The organism is Chryseobacterium amylolyticum, assembly GCF_051011775.1.
Lineage (GTDB): Bacteria > Bacteroidota > Bacteroidia > Flavobacteriales > Weeksellaceae > Chryseobacterium.
Genome location: NZ_JBPCHX010000004.1, coordinates 90,228 through 104,894, shown reverse-complemented (window position 1 = coordinate 104,894; position 14,667 = coordinate 90,228). Strand labels below are relative to the sequence as shown.

The 14,667-nt window shown below is 37.3% G+C and carries 14 protein-coding genes; 6 read left to right on the top strand and 8 right to left on the bottom strand.

Features of this window, described 5'->3' with window-relative positions:
• Positions 1 to 308: 308 nt before the first annotated feature.
• On the top strand, positions 309 to 719 hold the full coding sequence (locus tag ACR1PO_RS12415; RefSeq protein WP_002980498.1) for an LNS2 domain-containing protein: 411 nt from the start codon (positions 309 to 311) through the stop codon (positions 717 to 719).
• Positions 720 to 805: 86 nt separating this feature from the next.
• Positions 806 to 1,765 (top strand): D-2-hydroxyacid dehydrogenase, encoded by a 960-nt coding sequence (locus tag ACR1PO_RS12410; RefSeq protein ID WP_433986955.1) that lies wholly within the window; start codon positions 806 to 808, stop codon positions 1,763 to 1,765.
• A 77-nt stretch (positions 1,766 to 1,842) separates the two neighbouring features.
• Here the strand turns inward: ACR1PO_RS12410 and mscL are convergent, their stop codons facing one another.
• A complete protein-coding gene (gene mscL, locus ACR1PO_RS12405; RefSeq protein ID WP_142725646.1) occupies positions 1,843 to 2,220 on the bottom strand; it encodes a large conductance mechanosensitive channel protein MscL in 378 nt (125 codons plus the stop codon).
• Between the two features lie 247 nt (positions 2,221 to 2,467).
• Here mscL and ACR1PO_RS12400 point away from each other — a divergent pair, with 247 nt between their 5' ends.
• Entirely contained in the window at positions 2,468 to 3,985 is a 1,518-nt protein-coding gene (locus ACR1PO_RS12400) for an NAD(P)H-hydrate dehydratase (protein WP_433986954.1), read from the top strand.
• A gap of 111 nt (positions 3,986 to 4,096) precedes the next feature.
• Here the strand turns inward: ACR1PO_RS12400 and lgt are convergent, their stop codons facing one another.
• Positions 4,097 to 4,945, bottom strand: a complete 849-nt coding sequence (lgt, locus tag ACR1PO_RS12395) for a prolipoprotein diacylglyceryl transferase (RefSeq protein ID WP_433987172.1) — start codon at positions 4,943 to 4,945, stop codon at positions 4,097 to 4,099.
• Positions 4,946 to 5,395: 450 nt separating this feature from the next.
• Positions 5,396 to 5,647, bottom strand: coding sequence for a membrane protein insertion efficiency factor YidD (gene yidD, locus ACR1PO_RS12390; RefSeq protein WP_034695943.1), 252 nt, complete (start codon positions 5,645 to 5,647; stop codon positions 5,396 to 5,398).
• A 102-nt stretch (positions 5,648 to 5,749) separates the two neighbouring features.
• On the opposite strand from yidD, the gene ACR1PO_RS12385 reads away from it, so the two are divergent.
• Entirely contained in the window at positions 5,750 to 7,027 is a 1,278-nt protein-coding gene (locus tag ACR1PO_RS12385) for a replication-associated recombination protein A (protein WP_332388479.1), read from the top strand.
• A gap of 46 nt (positions 7,028 to 7,073) precedes the next feature.
• Here ACR1PO_RS12385 and ACR1PO_RS12380 read toward each other — a convergent pair whose 3' ends face one another.
• The 5 genes from ACR1PO_RS12380 to ACR1PO_RS12360 all read right to left on the bottom strand — a co-directional run bounded on the left by ACR1PO_RS12380 (position 7,074) and on the right by ACR1PO_RS12360 (position 12,525).
• A complete protein-coding gene (locus ACR1PO_RS12380) occupies positions 7,074 to 7,511 on the bottom strand; it encodes a hypothetical protein (protein ID WP_433986953.1) in 438 nt (145 codons plus the stop codon).
• Between the two features lie 116 nt (positions 7,512 to 7,627).
• The gene (locus ACR1PO_RS12375) at positions 7,628 to 9,856 is read right to left on the bottom strand and encodes a DUF2339 domain-containing protein (RefSeq protein ID WP_433986952.1); all 2,229 of its coding nucleotides are present in this window, start codon (positions 9,854 to 9,856) and stop codon (positions 7,628 to 7,630) included.
• Between the two features lie 112 nt (positions 9,857 to 9,968).
• Positions 9,969 to 10,679 carry a hypothetical protein gene (locus tag ACR1PO_RS12370; RefSeq protein ID WP_332388475.1) on the bottom strand — a complete coding sequence of 237 codons (711 nt, stop codon included), beginning with the start codon at positions 10,677 to 10,679 and terminating at the stop codon, positions 9,969 to 9,971.
• 367 nt (positions 10,680 to 11,046) lie between these two features.
• The gene (gene pheA, locus ACR1PO_RS12365; protein WP_332388474.1) at positions 11,047 to 11,895 is read right to left on the bottom strand and encodes a prephenate dehydratase; all 849 of its coding nucleotides are present in this window, start codon (positions 11,893 to 11,895) and stop codon (positions 11,047 to 11,049) included.
• Between the two features lie 216 nt (positions 11,896 to 12,111).
• On the bottom strand, positions 12,112 to 12,525 hold the full coding sequence (locus ACR1PO_RS12360; protein WP_332388522.1) for an acyl-CoA thioesterase: 414 nt from the start codon (positions 12,523 to 12,525) through the stop codon (positions 12,112 to 12,114).
• A gap of 136 nt (positions 12,526 to 12,661) precedes the next feature.
• Here ACR1PO_RS12360 and dnaA point away from each other — a divergent pair, with 136 nt between their 5' ends.
• Both dnaA and ACR1PO_RS12350 read left to right on the top strand, forming a co-directional pair.
• Entirely contained in the window at positions 12,662 to 14,116 is a 1,455-nt protein-coding gene (dnaA, locus tag ACR1PO_RS12355; RefSeq protein WP_002980474.1) for a chromosomal replication initiator protein DnaA, read from the top strand.
• A gap of 96 nt (positions 14,117 to 14,212) precedes the next feature.
• A complete protein-coding gene (locus ACR1PO_RS12350) occupies positions 14,213 to 14,665 on the top strand; it encodes a low molecular weight protein-tyrosine-phosphatase (protein ID WP_332388473.1) in 453 nt (150 codons plus the stop codon).
• Positions 14,666 to 14,667 lie beyond the last annotated feature (2 nt).

Here is a 14,667-nt window from a genome sequence, read left to right as displayed (position 1 = left end):
AATAAATGTATTTTGGAAATTTTTAGCTAAACATCATGCTTTTTATAATAATGATAACAAGATGAAAGAAAACACAAAAAGTAACAGAGTAAAATTATCAATTTTCCGATTTGTTTGTCTGCAATCCTGATTCACTTTATTAAAAAGAAATTCAAAACGAAAAATTTTAACTATTTTGAGTGAAATAATGAATAAATTATTGATATTATTCTCTGAATATTATTTTTTATAGTAAAATTTTAACTTAAACTAAGATTAATGTGCCTGATAGTTCTAAAAACGTTAACTTTGTTACTTAATATTTAGTAATGGAATTAGAATACATTGAACACATTAGTCCTATTCTAAAGGATGGAATAAAAAATTACTTAATAGATATCGACGGAACCATTACTGATGACGTTCCCAACGAAGAACCGGAAAGAATGGTTACCTGCGAACCATACCCTGATGCACTGGAAACGATCAACAGGTGGTATGATGAAGGGCATCAGATCTGCTTTTTTACTTCAAGAACCGAAAATCTGAAACAAATCACAATCGACTGGCTGGATAAGCATGGCTTCAAATACCACAGCGTGCTTTGCGGAAAACCGAGAGGGGGAAATTATCACTGGATAGATAACCACCTGGTAAGAGCTACAAGGTATAAAGGAAGATTTACGGATCTGGTAGAAAAACAAGTGACCATTGAAGTATTCAAAGAAGACGGCGAATAAAAATATAATTCAAAGATTTAAAAATTACATGGGAACCAGTTCCTTTAATTTTTAAATCTTTCATTTTTTAATATACTTGATATTTTATGAAAGTTTTAGCAAACGACGGCCTTGATCAATCAGGAATAGATGCATTGACAGAAAAAGGCTTTGAGGTTATCACTACAAAAGTTCCGCAGGAGTTTTTGGTAGATTATATTAATGAGCACAAAATCCGCACCCTGCTGGTAAGAAGTGCTACACAGGTAAGAAAAGATATTATTGACGGATGCCCGTCCATCGACATTATTGGAAGAGGTGGGGTAGGTATGGATAATATCGATGTAGATTACGCAAGGGAAAAAGGAATTCATGTGATCAATACACCTTCTGCTTCTTCGGAATCTGTGGCTGAGCTTGTTTTCGCTCATTTGTTTTCCGGAGTGAGATTCCTTCAGGATTCCAACAGAAAAATGCCTGTAGTAGGAGATACTGAATTTGCTGCTCTTAAAAAAGCATATGCTCCGGGAATCGAACTGAGAGGAAAAACCATCGGTATTGTAGGGATGGGAAGAATCGGCCAGGAAGTGGCAAGAATTGCTTTAGGGCTTGGGATGAGAGTGGTTGCTGCTGATAACAATGTAGGTAGGGCAAGTATCAAAGTGAAGTTTTACAACAATCAGTTTATCAATGTTGATATAGAAACAGAACCTTTACAGGATGTTTTGAAGCATTCTGACTTCATTACTTTACACGTTCCTGCACAGAAGGATGGTTATATGATTGGCCAGAATGAGTTTGAGATCATGAAAGACGGAGTGGCTGTCGTGAACTGTTCCAGAGGGGGAGTTATCGATGAAGCGGCTTTGATTCAGGCTTTGGATTCAGGTAAAGTAAGATTTGCCGGGTTAGATGTTTTCATTAATGAACCAACACCTTCCAAAGAAATTCTTACTCACCCGAAGATTTCGCTTACTCCTCACACCGGAGCTTCTACTCTTGAAGCACAGGATAGAATAGGGCTTTCCCTGGCAGAGCAGATTTCAAGTATCTTACAGATTCAATAATTTGAAATAGATGATAAAAAAAGCACCCCGGTTTACTAACCGGGGTGCTTTTTTTATTTTAAAACTGCTGTTATAGACTAGATATTTCTGCTTTTCAATAAATCTCTGATTTCCGTCAGCAATTTTTGATCTTCCGTAGGTCCTGCCGGAGCCGGAGCTTCTTTTTTGTTGACTTTATTAGCCAGTTTGATAATCCAGAAAAGAACCATGGCAATACAAAGGAAACTGATTACTGCTGAAAGGAAATTCCCATAAGCAACCCCATTCCATGTAAGCTTTGCAATGTTTTCTGCGCCGGCCGCTTTTAATGCCGGGTTTAATATCAGAGGAGTGATTACATCTTCTACCAAAGACGAAACAATTTTACCAAATGCTGCCCCAATGATCACACCGACAGCAAGATCGAGAACATTACCCTTAAAGGCAAACTCTTTAAATTCTTTTACAAATCCCATAATTTATATTTTTTTAATTAGTATATACACAAAAATATGATTAAAAAATGTAAAAAACACTACATTTTATAGTTTTTTATTCCCAAAATATTGAATTTTATGATGATTTCATGCCATTTCATTTTAATGAATATTTTAGCTTTATACAGATACTTTAATTCATTAATGAAGGCTCCTTATTTTTATTAATAACCGTGATATCATAATGGAAAATCTTTTGTAATTTGCTTAAAAGTTTGATTTGTCTATGAAAATTTTTACCGCAGAACAGATACGCAGCTGGGATCAGTTTACCATTTCCCATGAGCCGGTTTCTTCCATCCAGCTGATGGAAAGAGCTTCAATGGCTGTGGCTCACTGGATTTCTGAACATTGTAAAAACCATAAAAAACTGGCCGTATTTTGTGGTAACGGAAATAACGGAGGGGATGGGTTGGCTGTCGCAAGGATACTCTATCTGAAAGGTTTTGATATAGATGTATTCGTTAGCGATTCCAAAAGAAAATTTTCTGAAGATGCTTCTGTTAATCTTAAAAGGCTCCGTGATTTGTCAGGAATTTCAGTCAGGAAATTTGATCCAGATGAACACTATAGCTTTGATGATAAAACGATTATTGTAGATGCCCTTTTCGGGACAGGATTATCAAGACCGCTGGAAGGAGAATACAAAACGCTTGTTGAGCAGCTGAATACCAAAAAGAATATTAAAATATCCATTGATATTCCTTCCGGGCTGTCTGCAGATAGAATGTTTGACAATAATCCTGTCATTATGAAAGCTGATTATACGCTGACTTTTCAATGCTGGAAACGCACTTTTTTGCATCCTGAAACCGGAAAATATACCGGAAAAGTAGAAGTGCTGGATATTGATTTAAGTAAAACTTACGCAGACACCACTGATGCTGTATATTCTGTAATTGATGATCAGCTGATAGAACCAATATTTGTTCCGAGACAGGATTTTTCCCACAAAGGAAGCTATGGCAAGGCAGTTATCGCAGCAGGAAGTTACGGAAAAATAGGTGCCGCAGTGCTGGCCGTAAAATCAGCCTTGAAAACCGGAGCGGGATTAACCTTTGCTCTGGCACCGGAATGCGGATATGAGATTTTGCAGACTTCATGTCCTGAAGCAATGTTTTTACAAGGAGGTGAGAAGTTTATATTTAATTTTGAGATTGAAGATGATTTTGTCTGTGGTGTAGGTCCCGGGTTGGGAACTCATCAGGAAACAGAAAAAGGTTTTCTGAGCTTTTTGAAAAGCTGTAAACGGCCATTAATCCTGGATGCAGATGCTTTGAATATCATTTCAAAAGATTCGGGAAATCTGAAATTAATTCCTAAAAGATCAATCATTACACCCCATCCCAAAGAGTTTGAAAGGCTTTTCGGAAGTACTGCAGATTCTTTCAAAAGGCTTGAGCTTGCAAGAGAAAAAGCAAAAGAACTGGATATTTATATTGTGTTAAAAGATCACCATACCCAGGTTATTACTCCACAGGGAAATGTTTTTTACAATATTACCGGGAATGCGGGGCTTGCCAAAGGAGGAAGCGGAGATATTCTTACCGGAATCCTGACTTCACTTTCAGCCCAGAAATATTCTGAAGAACACACCTGTATTCTGGGTGTCTGGCTGCATGGCAGGGCTGCGGAGATTGCTTCAGAAAAGCATTCAAAAGAATCTATGCTTCCCACTGATGTTATTGATGCATTGGGAAGTGTTTTTGAAGAGCTGAACAGGAAAGCAGCAAGAAATTTATAAGACACGGGAAGAAAAAGTAAACAGCAAAATAAGATAAATAAAAAGGCAAATCTGTATTTTACAAATTTGCCTTTTTGCTTTTCAGCTGGTTTACTTTTTAATCTGATGAACCTATTCCGGTTTTGCGTTTTCTTCCGGTGTGATTGTAAACTTCTTGGAAACAAGCATAATCACAACTCCTGCAATCATAAAAGGTATGGAAAGGACCTGGCCTGTATTCAGACTGCCAATCTGGATGAATTCATCTCCCTGTGGCTCTTTAAGAAATTCCACAAAGAATCTGATCGCCCAAAGAATGATGAAAAACAAACCGAATAACCAGCCCTGCTGATATTTTTTATCCGTTTTTCTGTACAATATCCATAATAAAATGAAAAGAAGAATATACCCTACTGCTTCAAATAACTGACTTGGATAACGCGGAACGGTAAGACCATATTCACTGCTTTGTTGTGGGAAAAGTAAAGCGAACGGAGAGTTGGGATCAGCTGGCTTACCTACGATTTCAGAATTGAAAAAGTTCCCCATTCTTACAAATGCACCTCCCAAAGCCACTACAATACCTAATCTGTCATATACCCAGAACGGATTTTTTCTGATGACTTTAAATGAATAATATAATGTTGTAAAAATCAAAGCGATTGTAGCACCGTGACTTGCCAGACCTGAAAATCCTGTGAATTTTAAACCGTTTTTTGTACTTATCGGTAAAAATACACTCCAGAAATCTTCTTTAAATAATTCCGGCTGATAAAAGATAACGTGTCCTAATCTTGCTCCAAGAATAGTCCCGATCAATGTCCATGTGAAAAGAGGTTCAAGATATTTTTGGTTAACGTTGTCGATTTTAAAGATTCTTGTCATTAAAACATATCCGAATCCGAATGCAAAAACAAACATCAAACTATAAAAGTGAAGGGTAAAGGATCCGATATGAATTCCTTTTGAAGGATCCCATATTTTAAACGGAGTTTTAAGCTCTACCTTATCAGAATCAGTAATAGGTTTCACTGATTTTACAGCATATTTGAATTTTGAAATATTATCCCTGGTAACAGAAGTATCAATAAGCTTAAAGTTTTTATCGAAAAACTGATACTTTGAATCCTTATATTTGGCTAAAGTTGAAGCGCCGTAATTGTAATATTCAGGCTCAAAATTTGATTCATTTAAGATGACAACAAAAGACTGGTTCTTATCCGATTCCCTGTCAGGAAAAGCCGTAAGGTCTCCCATCTCCGTGGTGGAATAGATTTTTACGGGAATGTTGTTTCCATTGATATCTAAAGTTCCGTCAGATAAACCCCCAGGGTATTCCTGTGCAAAGAGGCATTGGGTGATCAATGCAAACAGCACAAAGTAAATTCTGAAAAAAAAAGTATTCATTTTTCTATTGATTTAATAGTTTGATTATTGACATTTATGTTTAGGGGGAACAGGATCATAGCCGCTTCCTCCCCATGGATGGCATCTTAAAATCCTTTTAAATCCCAGCCAGAAACCTTTAAAGACACCATGTACCTGAAGAGACTCAATCATATAATGAGAGCAGGTAGGTTCGTAACGGCAGTTTTTGGGAAGTAAAGGCGAGATGAACCATTGGTAAAATTTGATCAAAATTACCAGTGGAAATGTAATGATTTTATTGAATGTAAGTTTCAAAACAATGCAAAAATAGGGTAAAAAAATGAAAATTAGTTTAATTTTGTTATAAGTTTCGGAGATCGGAAATCCGGGACATTGATCTTAAAAAATAGAATTACTTTGAATCAAAATATCCCATTAGCTGAAAAATTAAGACCCAAAACCCTGAACGATGTATTGGGGCAGGAGCACCTTACCGGCGATAAAGGAACCATCAGGAAAATGATCGAAAATAATACCCTGAACTCGCTGATATTCTGGGGGCCGCCGGGAACCGGAAAAACCACGCTGGCTGAAATTATTTCAGAACAGTCGGGGAGGAAATTTTATAAGCTTTCTGCTGTTTCCTCCGGAGTGAAAGATGTACGTGAGGTGATTGAAGATGCCAAAAAGCAGAATCTGTTCTCCGGAAAGTCACCGATCTTATTTATAGATGAAATTCACAGGTTCAATAAATCTCAGCAGGACTCATTATTGCATGCGGTAGAAAAGGGATGGATTGTACTGATCGGTGCAACTACGGAAAATCCGAGCTTCGAAGTTGTTTCAGCGCTGCTTTCAAGAAGTCAGGTTTACATTTTAAAAGCTTTGAGCTATGAAAAACTGGAAGAACTCATTGATATTGCTTCGGAAAGGTACAACAAAGATGAAGGTACCGGTTTTAAAATCCTGGAAAAAGAAGCATTCATTCAGTATTCGGGAGGAGATGCCAGGAAGCTGATCAATTCCGTGGAATTGGTTCTTAATCAATATAAAAACTCTGACACAAAAGAAATCCTTAATTCAGATGTTCTTGAAGTTCTTCAGGAGACCATGGCACTCTATGATAAAAACGGTGAGCAGCATTATGATATTATTTCGGCCTTCATCAAATCCATGCGTGGAGGAGATCCCAATGGTGCGGTTTACTGGCTGGCAAGGATGATTGCCGGGGGAGAAGATATCAAGTTTATAGCCCGGAGAATGCTTATACTTGCGGCTGAAGATGTTGGATTAGCTAATCCGAATGCATTGGTGGTCGCCAACAACTGTTTTCAGGCAATTAATGTGATCGGAAACCCGGAGGCGAGGATTATACTAAGTGAAACAGCTATATATCTGGCGGTTTCCCCTAAAAGTAATTCTGCTTATATGGCGATTAATGAAGCGCTGGCTCTGGTGAAACAGACAGGAAATCTGCCCGTGCCGCTTCATCTGAGAAATGCTCCTACGAAACTGATGAAGGATCTTGATTACGGAAAAGACTATAAATATGCCCATTCTTATGAGGGGAATTTTGTAGAACAGGACTTTCTTCCTGAAGAAATCAGAAATATAAAATTATATGAGCCCGGGAATAATTCTACAGAAAAGAAAATCTACGAAGAGCTCAGGAAAAAATGGAACAATAAATACTAATAAAAAAGGATGCTCTAAAACAGCATCCTTCTTATTTAATATTGAATTATTCAGTTGTATAAATGAATAATGTTTTTTTACCATTATAATCTTTTACCTCCGTTTTTTTCCTGATTTGCGGATAGATTAGTGTGCCGGTGTCTGTAAATTCATAACCTTCAATAAACACGGGATTATCCGCCGGGATGTTGTATTGTACATTGATTTCAGATAATGCCATTTTATCCAATGGATTCTCTCCGTTCTTGAACTTATACTCAGTGATCCCTTTGGTAAAAACAGAGCTGTATTTTTTTAAACTTTGTGGAAGGCTTGCCGGGGTATTGTATACTTTTGAAACCTGCAGCAGGTTCTTTCTTGTGTTGAATAATTCTACTGTTCCGATAGCATTGTCAGCCACTGCAAACTTTACAGCAGGATTTTTTTGCTGTGCCAATAAAGTAACAGAGGATAGTATTAAAAAAGAATAGAGTATTTTTTTCATAATCAGAATATGTAACTGTTAAAAACGTGATAAATATAGTTATTTTTTATAAAATCTGAATGAAATCTTATATTGTTTTACATTTTATTTAGAAATAAAAACTTTTATCCTGATTCTTAGTCGGCAGCTTCTTCGTTTTCATCATTGCTGTCTTTCTTATCTACCATATTTCTGATGATATTTTTCAGGCGCTGGAAAGCAAAAGAGCTTATCAATAAAATGACTCCAAGAGCAATAAAGGCGCTGATTCTTGAAATATTATCCATTTGCCAGACATCATAGCCGTACAGCTTCAATACCATCAGGCCTACCAGCGCAAAACCAATTTTGTTATACTCCCGGATATTCCTTTTTAAACCGGTATAAATAAAAATACTGGCAAGGATTGTCCATATGACAGGAAGATAAAGAATATTGAAATGCTTATTCGCTTCATAAGATTTAGTGATGTCATTTGAAATCAACAAAACATAGGAATGATGCAGTTCGCAGCTTACCAGTACGATAAGAGCCAAAGAAAGTATCCAGTAAGAAATCTGACGTTTGTGAAACTCCGAAGAAGGAATGATTTTGCTGTAAACATATATAAAAGGTATCCATTGCAGCAGATGCAGCAAATAAAATCCGGAATACAGTTTTTTTGATAAAATAACTGTAACTACTGCCGGAGTGGATACGGAAATAGTGAGAACTGCAAGTAAAAGAAGCAGGTAGATCAGCATATTCTGAATGTCATTTCTGATACCCAACGGTTTTCTGAAAAGCAGTAATATAAAAACATAACAGATACTGAATAACAGCCCTGCAGTGGTAACTGCTGACCAATGCATTTCCGAAATATGATAGGTAATCTCAAGCAGGAAGGTAATATAAATAGCACCATAGCTGATTACAGTGATGAGATCTTCAAAAAAGTTATTGTCTTTTTCCTCCGGCTCTTTTGTTTCATCCCTTAATAAATACAAATTGATCATTATGGAAATTATAGTAAACGAGCTGGTAATAAACGGAGGATTGAATATGATGTTAAAATCTTTTGTTCCAAAATATTCGGTCCAAGTTATCATCTGGGCAATCATTACTAATGGAAACAGAATATAAAAGAAGGTCTTGAAAATCTTATGGCCGGTTTTTTTCCAGATGAAAAGAAGCAGGGTACTTTCTATTGCCCAGATACTGGTGATGAGGTGGGTTTTAAACTGAATTGCAACGGCAATCGTTATAAGGCTTGTCACCAGTCCTGCAAATACGGAATAGGCAATTCCGAAATTCTTCTGTGCATATTCTCTGAACAGCAGGATGGAATTGGCTGCAGCAAAAATAAGCGGGAAAATAATGGGAGTTTCATATCCAAGGGTCTTAAAAATATAGATCAGCCCAAGAACACTTGAAAAATTAGCAAGAGCAAGAATGGCAATATCAGAGGTTGAAAGGATATTTTTTCTGAAGTAATCATGCAGTGCGAAAATATAGAATACCACATAACTGATCAGATAAAAAGTAATGCTTAAAAGCTCCGGACTTTCATGGGTCCAGGAGAAAAGATAACCGGTTGTGAAAATATAAGCTGTCCAGCCCACACTTTTCCAATGCTGGAGGAAAGAGGCTACCAGCATTCCGGTATTTAGTAGCGTGAGATAAATAAAGAGGAACAGGTAATTGCTTTGTCCCGTACTGATCATTAAAGGAGCCGCAAAACCTCCTATCAGAGAGAAAATAATCAGCACCTCGCTTTTATAATAATATGATAAAATGATAGAGGCAGCTGTAATCAGGATAGTTATGGCAAAAGCTGTGTTTTGGGTAAAGAGATGATATTCCCGGAAGGCAATAGTGGCTGTGAAATATAAAACGGCAATTCCGCCTCCTGTAATAATAGAGGAAAAAGCTTTGTAATTTTTTCGAAGGAAATGTCCGGTCATGATGATGCCTGCTCCGGTACAAAAACCTATACCAGCTCTTGCAGCTTCACCGATCCAGTTTTTATCGATCGCATACTTTACAAAATAACCAATTCCCAAAACAAGGGTGAAAATACCAATAACAGTAAGTGCATTCTGTTTCAGGAAATCAAAAACGGGAGCCAGCCAGTCTTTTCCGGGAGGCGTTGGAGGCTCTTCTATATGTTTTGCGCCTTCATGATCAACCTGTTGAGGTGGTATTGGCGAAATGACCGTTTCTTCAGATGGAGTTTTCTTTTGTGTAACTTCAGGACTGGCAGTTCCCTTGCCGATTTTATAATTAAGATCTGAGATCTCCTTTTCCAATTTCCTGATTTTGGTATTCAGATTATTGAAAATGATGAAGATAATGATAAGAATTATAACCACAACAAACTCACTCATTTCATTAGTTTTATCAAATATAAAGGAAATGTCTGATATGTTATTCAAAAAATTAACCCATCACGGTGCAGCGATGGGTTAAATGGTATAGATAACTAACAATATGTTTTTACTAGTTTGATACTTTGTAAATATAGAATGATGTAATACTTGAACCTAACAATCCTACAGTGAATACCCCAGCGTCTGTAAGTCCGAAAGATACTTTGTCACCAGCCTGGAATGAATACAAAGAGTTGATGCTGGAATCAGAAAGTGTTAGGTTAACTGCCAGGGCAAGGTTAACGCCACTGAAAGGACGGCTATCTATTATCGTAGAAACACCTGCTCTGGTTCTCGCGATTCCGATTCCCGGAGTCCCTGATAACAATGAAGCCTGCAATCCTGTTCCATATCTGAATGCGTATCCTACCGCATACACTCCCGTCGTTGGAATGTTATATGCACCATCAGAGTCTGTAAATAAAGCTGCGCTTCCAATATTCCTGTCGGCTGCTACAAAGTTTACGGGCTGAAATGCTGCCGGAAAGGCTCCTATGCTCAGAAGGCTTATTCCTGTTGTTTTTTTCGCTGCATATACGGAAGTATTGGTTCCTGATGCCGCTATTAATAGCGACGGATCCACAGTATAAACCTGAGTACTTCCCTGATTGATTGCTAAAACCTGATATCCGGGTAATGATGTAGCAGCGGGGGTATCACGAACTTTCAGGGTTCCGTTAACATCTAAAGTTGCAGAAGGGGTTGCTGTATTGATACCTACTTGGGAAAATAAAGGTAAAGTTGCGCATGCTAACATTAAGCTGTAAAGTTTAGTTTTCATGATCAAGATTTTTAATTAGTTGCTAAGCAAATATACAATAAAAATTATACCCAGCATTGTGAAATTTATAATTTTAACATTAAAACAATACAATATATTTAAACATATGTTTATTTTTTAGTTAAAATTACTACATAATTTAATTACGACTTATTATATTTCTTTTTAAATTAATCTCCTGTTTATGAGTGTTTTAGCGAAAAATAATTCTCCCCAATGTGTGGGTTATTTTTTCGTGATCCAGAACAAGTGGTCGGTAGGGTGATTTATGGTAATATTTTTTTAATTTCTCGTGTTTTTAATAGCAGATAATAAAAAAACACTGCCTTAATGACAGTGTTTTTTAAACCTATTTATTGTTTTTTTCTTAGCTTTCCAGGAGAAATTCCTTATAATTTCCAAGAAAATCAACGTTGGCATTAATTGATTCAAGTTCTTTTAGCGCATTCCCGTGTAAGACTTCTTGCCATGGGCCTTCAACATTGATAAAAAAGAAATAATTTCCCAATCCGGTTTTTAGTGTTCTGGATTCAATTTTGCTCAGGTTCATCTTCCTCCACGCAAACACGGATAAAACCTGATGAAGCCCGCCGGGATGATCTTCCGGAAGTGTAATGAGCATTCCTGATTTTTCACCCAAGGTTTCCAGCTGATCATTCTGATATTTGTTCTGTTCTTTGGAAATAATGATAAAGCGGGTATGGTTCTGCTCAAAATCCTGAATATTACGGTTCACAATTTTCAAACCGTACAAATTGGCTGCAAACTGATTGGCTACTGCGGCAATAGGAGTATCCGGGGTTTCGGAAACAAACTTGGCTGCAGCAGCAGTAGAGGAAAAGTCCTGCTTGGGAATTTCCTTATAATGGGTATCCAGAAAATGAAAGCTCTGCGCGAGGGCCTGTGGGTGTGAATATATTCTTTCAATATCCTCAATGGAATTTTCCGGATGAATCATCAGATGATGGGCAATCGGCATTACTGCTTCTGCTTCGATTTTAATAGACGGGGTCTTGTATAAATAATCCAGCGTCATAGAAACGGTTCCTTCAATAGAGTTTTCCAATGGCACAACCGCCTTTACTGCTTCTCCGTTTTCAACAGCATTGAAACAATCCAGAATGCTGGCTTGTGGCAATAATTCATCATCAGGAAAAAGCTGTGCAGCGGCAAGCTGCGTAAAACTGGCATGGGGTCCCAAAAAAGCAATCTTCATAGTATATAATATAAGGGATAATTAAAATAAAGGTACAAAGGTGCGAATTAATTCATAAATAGAGTGGGTGTTACGGGCTTCTTTTGTTGCGAGTTGCGTACGGGGTGGGGGGTGCGGGTTGTCTTTGTTGCGGGTTATCCATAACGTTAAATTCAGGACATTATCCTTAAACTCTCAAATCCTCAAACCCTGTCAATCTCAAGCTCAAAACCCCTGTTACCTTTCTTTCCAGTTTTTCTCAATGAGCTCCATCAGAAATTCCGGACACTTAATCACCTTATTGGTTTTGGCATCAAGAAAGAAAAGGGTAGTGGATGCTTCTGTTATTTTAATATGCTCTTCATTGTAAATTTCATATTCAAATTCAATTCTTACTCCCGGAATTTTTTTGACATAGGTATGAATTTCTAATTTCTGATCATACAAAGCAGGTCGGATATACTTAATTTTGTAGTCCGAAACGGGAAGCCAAATTCCTTGGTTTTCAATTTCATCGTATGAGATTCCTATGCTTCTGAAGAGCTCAACTCTCGCCACTTCGAAGTACGTTGCATAGTTTCCGTAGTATACGTATTTCATCGGGTCTGTCTCTGCGTAACGTACTCGTATTGAGTGTGTTGTGTGTATCATTTTAGGTGTTAAATTATACATACAAATATATTTTTAAATAATCAATACCTGCAATATTTTTTTTTGAAAAGAAAAAATTAGACCTTTGTCTTCCTTCTAAACACAGTACAAACAAAGAATAATCGGGGCTTAAAAAATGGATGACAATTTAATGATGATTTGGCAGAAATGCCTTCAGTTTATGCGCGATAACCTGAACGCTGCTGAAGACAATTCTGACCTTAAAAAACTTGAAAAATCTTTCGATATGCTATTCGATAAGGTTCAGCCGCTTTCATTGGTGGCCAATAACCTTACGTTGATCGTACCGAGCGATTTTTACAAGGAATATATAGAGGATAATTACCTGTCCTTACTTTCTGCTGCCCTGAAGAAAAATATTGGAAAAGGAGTGAAATTATGGTATTCTGTAATGGAAAACAGACCCAAAGGCGAAGAAAAGCCGGTTACCATGAACATCAAAGGACAGAGCGTTCCTACTCCGAAAACACAGGAAACAATGCCGCAGGGATTCTCTGCCAATATTGTAAACCCATTTGTGGTTCCTGGAATAAGAAAAGTAAACATAGATTCTAACCTGAAACCTGACTACTCTTTTGATAGTTATGTAGAAGGAGAAAGCAATAAATTTGCAGCGACTGTTGCCAGATCCATTGCAAAAAGACCTGGAGCAACCGCTTTCAACCCATTATTCCTATATGGAGGTTACGGAGTTGGAAAAACCCACCTGGGACAGGCTGTTGGCCTTGAAGTAAAAAATCAGTTCCCTGATAAAGTAGTACTTTATTTATCATCTGAAAAGTTTATCCAGCAGTTTATCTCTGCTGCCAAAGCACACAAGCAGACTGAGTTTGCGAATTTCTACCAGATGGTAGATGTACTGATTATTGATGATATCCAGTTCCTATCAGGAAAATCAGCTACGCAGGACAGCTTCTTCCATATTTTTGATCACCTGCATCAGAACGGAAAACAGATTATCCTTACTTCAGATAAGGCGCCTGCAGACATCATGGATATTCAGGACAGAATTGTTTCCCGTTTCAAATGGGGACTTTCTGCAGAAATCAAATCTCCGGATCTTTCTACAAGAAGGCAGATTATTGAAGATAAACTAAGCAGAGACGGAATTGTTCTTCCGGGAGATATGCTTGACTTCCTTGCTGCTGAAGCCAAAACCAATGTAAGAGAGCTGATAGGGGTAATTAACTCAGTGATCGCTTATTCTACAGTATATAAGAGAGACCTGAGTCTTGAATTGCTGAAAGAAACCATTAACAGAATTGCTGCCAACCAGAAAAAAGTCATCAATATTCCTTATATCCAGGAAGTGGTTTGTGATTATTTCGGAATCAAAAAAGAGCAGCTGCTTTCAAAAACAAGAAAAAGAGAGATCGCATTGCCAAGACAGCTTGCCATGTATTTCTCAAAAGAATTCACCAATTCCACATTTACTAAAATCGGTGAGGAAATGGGAGGAAAAGACCACTCAACAGTAATGTATGCTTGTGATACCATCAAAGACGTATCGAAAATTGATAAAGAAATCAAGAAATACGTAAAAGATCTTACTGAAAGAATCAAACAGTAAATAGCTGAGCTTAAAAATAATTAAAATGAAGGATCGTTGTATTCTTCATTTTTTATTTAGTTTTGTCGTTAAAAGTCTTTTTATAAATACTGACCTATGAAAATATTAATGGTTTGTCTGGGAAATATATGCAGAAGTCCTCTGGCAGAAGGAATCATGAAAACAAAAGTGCCGGAAAGCTTTGTGATTGACTCAGCCGGAACCATTTCATTGCACGAAGGAGAGCATCCGGATAAAAGAGCTGTTAAAACTGCTGCAAACCATAATATTGATATCTCAAAACAGAAATCAAGACCCATTACCCGAAGAGATTTTGAAACATTTGATAAAATCTACTGCATGGATATTGATGTGTTCGAAGACGTGGTTTCTAAAACCAAAAACGAAGAAGAGCGAAAGAAAGTAGCGTTGTTTTTAGAAGTACTGGGAGATCATGAAAATGCTGAGGTTCCTGATCCGTATTGGGGAGATATGAAAGATTTCGAAAATGTTTTCCAGCTTCTGGATCAGGGATGTGATGCCATTAAGAACCAAATACTAAAATATTAACC

Excerpts from the sequence above, each read along its gene's own strand:
- ACR1PO_RS12415 (WP_002980498.1), top strand. The coding sequence starts at position 309 with ATGGAATTAGAATACATTGAACACATTAGTCCTATTCTAAAGGATGGA.
- ACR1PO_RS12410 (WP_433986955.1), top strand. The coding sequence starts at position 806 with ATGAAAGTTTTAGCAAACGACGGCCTTGATCAATCAGGAATAGATGCA.
- mscL (WP_142725646.1), bottom strand. The coding sequence starts at position 2,220 with ATGGGATTTGTAAAAGAATTTAAAGAGTTTGCCTTTAAGGGTAATGTT.
- ACR1PO_RS12400 (WP_433986954.1), top strand. The coding sequence starts at position 2,468 with ATGAAAATTTTTACCGCAGAACAGATACGCAGCTGGGATCAGTTTACC.
- ACR1PO_RS12380 (WP_433986953.1), bottom strand. The coding sequence starts at position 7,511 with ATGAAAAAAATACTCTATTCTTTTTTAATACTATCCTCTGTTACTTTA.
- ACR1PO_RS12375 (WP_433986952.1), bottom strand. The coding sequence starts at position 9,856 with ATGAGTGAGTTTGTTGTGGTTATAATTCTTATCATTATCTTCATCATT.
- ACR1PO_RS12370 (WP_332388475.1), bottom strand. The coding sequence starts at position 10,679 with ATGAAAACTAAACTTTACAGCTTAATGTTAGCATGCGCAACTTTACCT.
- pheA (WP_332388474.1), bottom strand. The coding sequence starts at position 11,895 with ATGAAGATTGCTTTTTTGGGACCCCATGCCAGTTTTACGCAGCTTGCC.
- ACR1PO_RS12360 (WP_332388522.1), bottom strand. The coding sequence starts at position 12,525 with ATGATACACACAACACACTCAATACGAGTACGTTACGCAGAGACAGAC.
- dnaA (WP_002980474.1), top strand. The coding sequence starts at position 12,662 with ATGGATGACAATTTAATGATGATTTGGCAGAAATGCCTTCAGTTTATG.
- ACR1PO_RS12350 (WP_332388473.1), top strand. The coding sequence starts at position 14,213 with ATGAAAATATTAATGGTTTGTCTGGGAAATATATGCAGAAGTCCTCTG.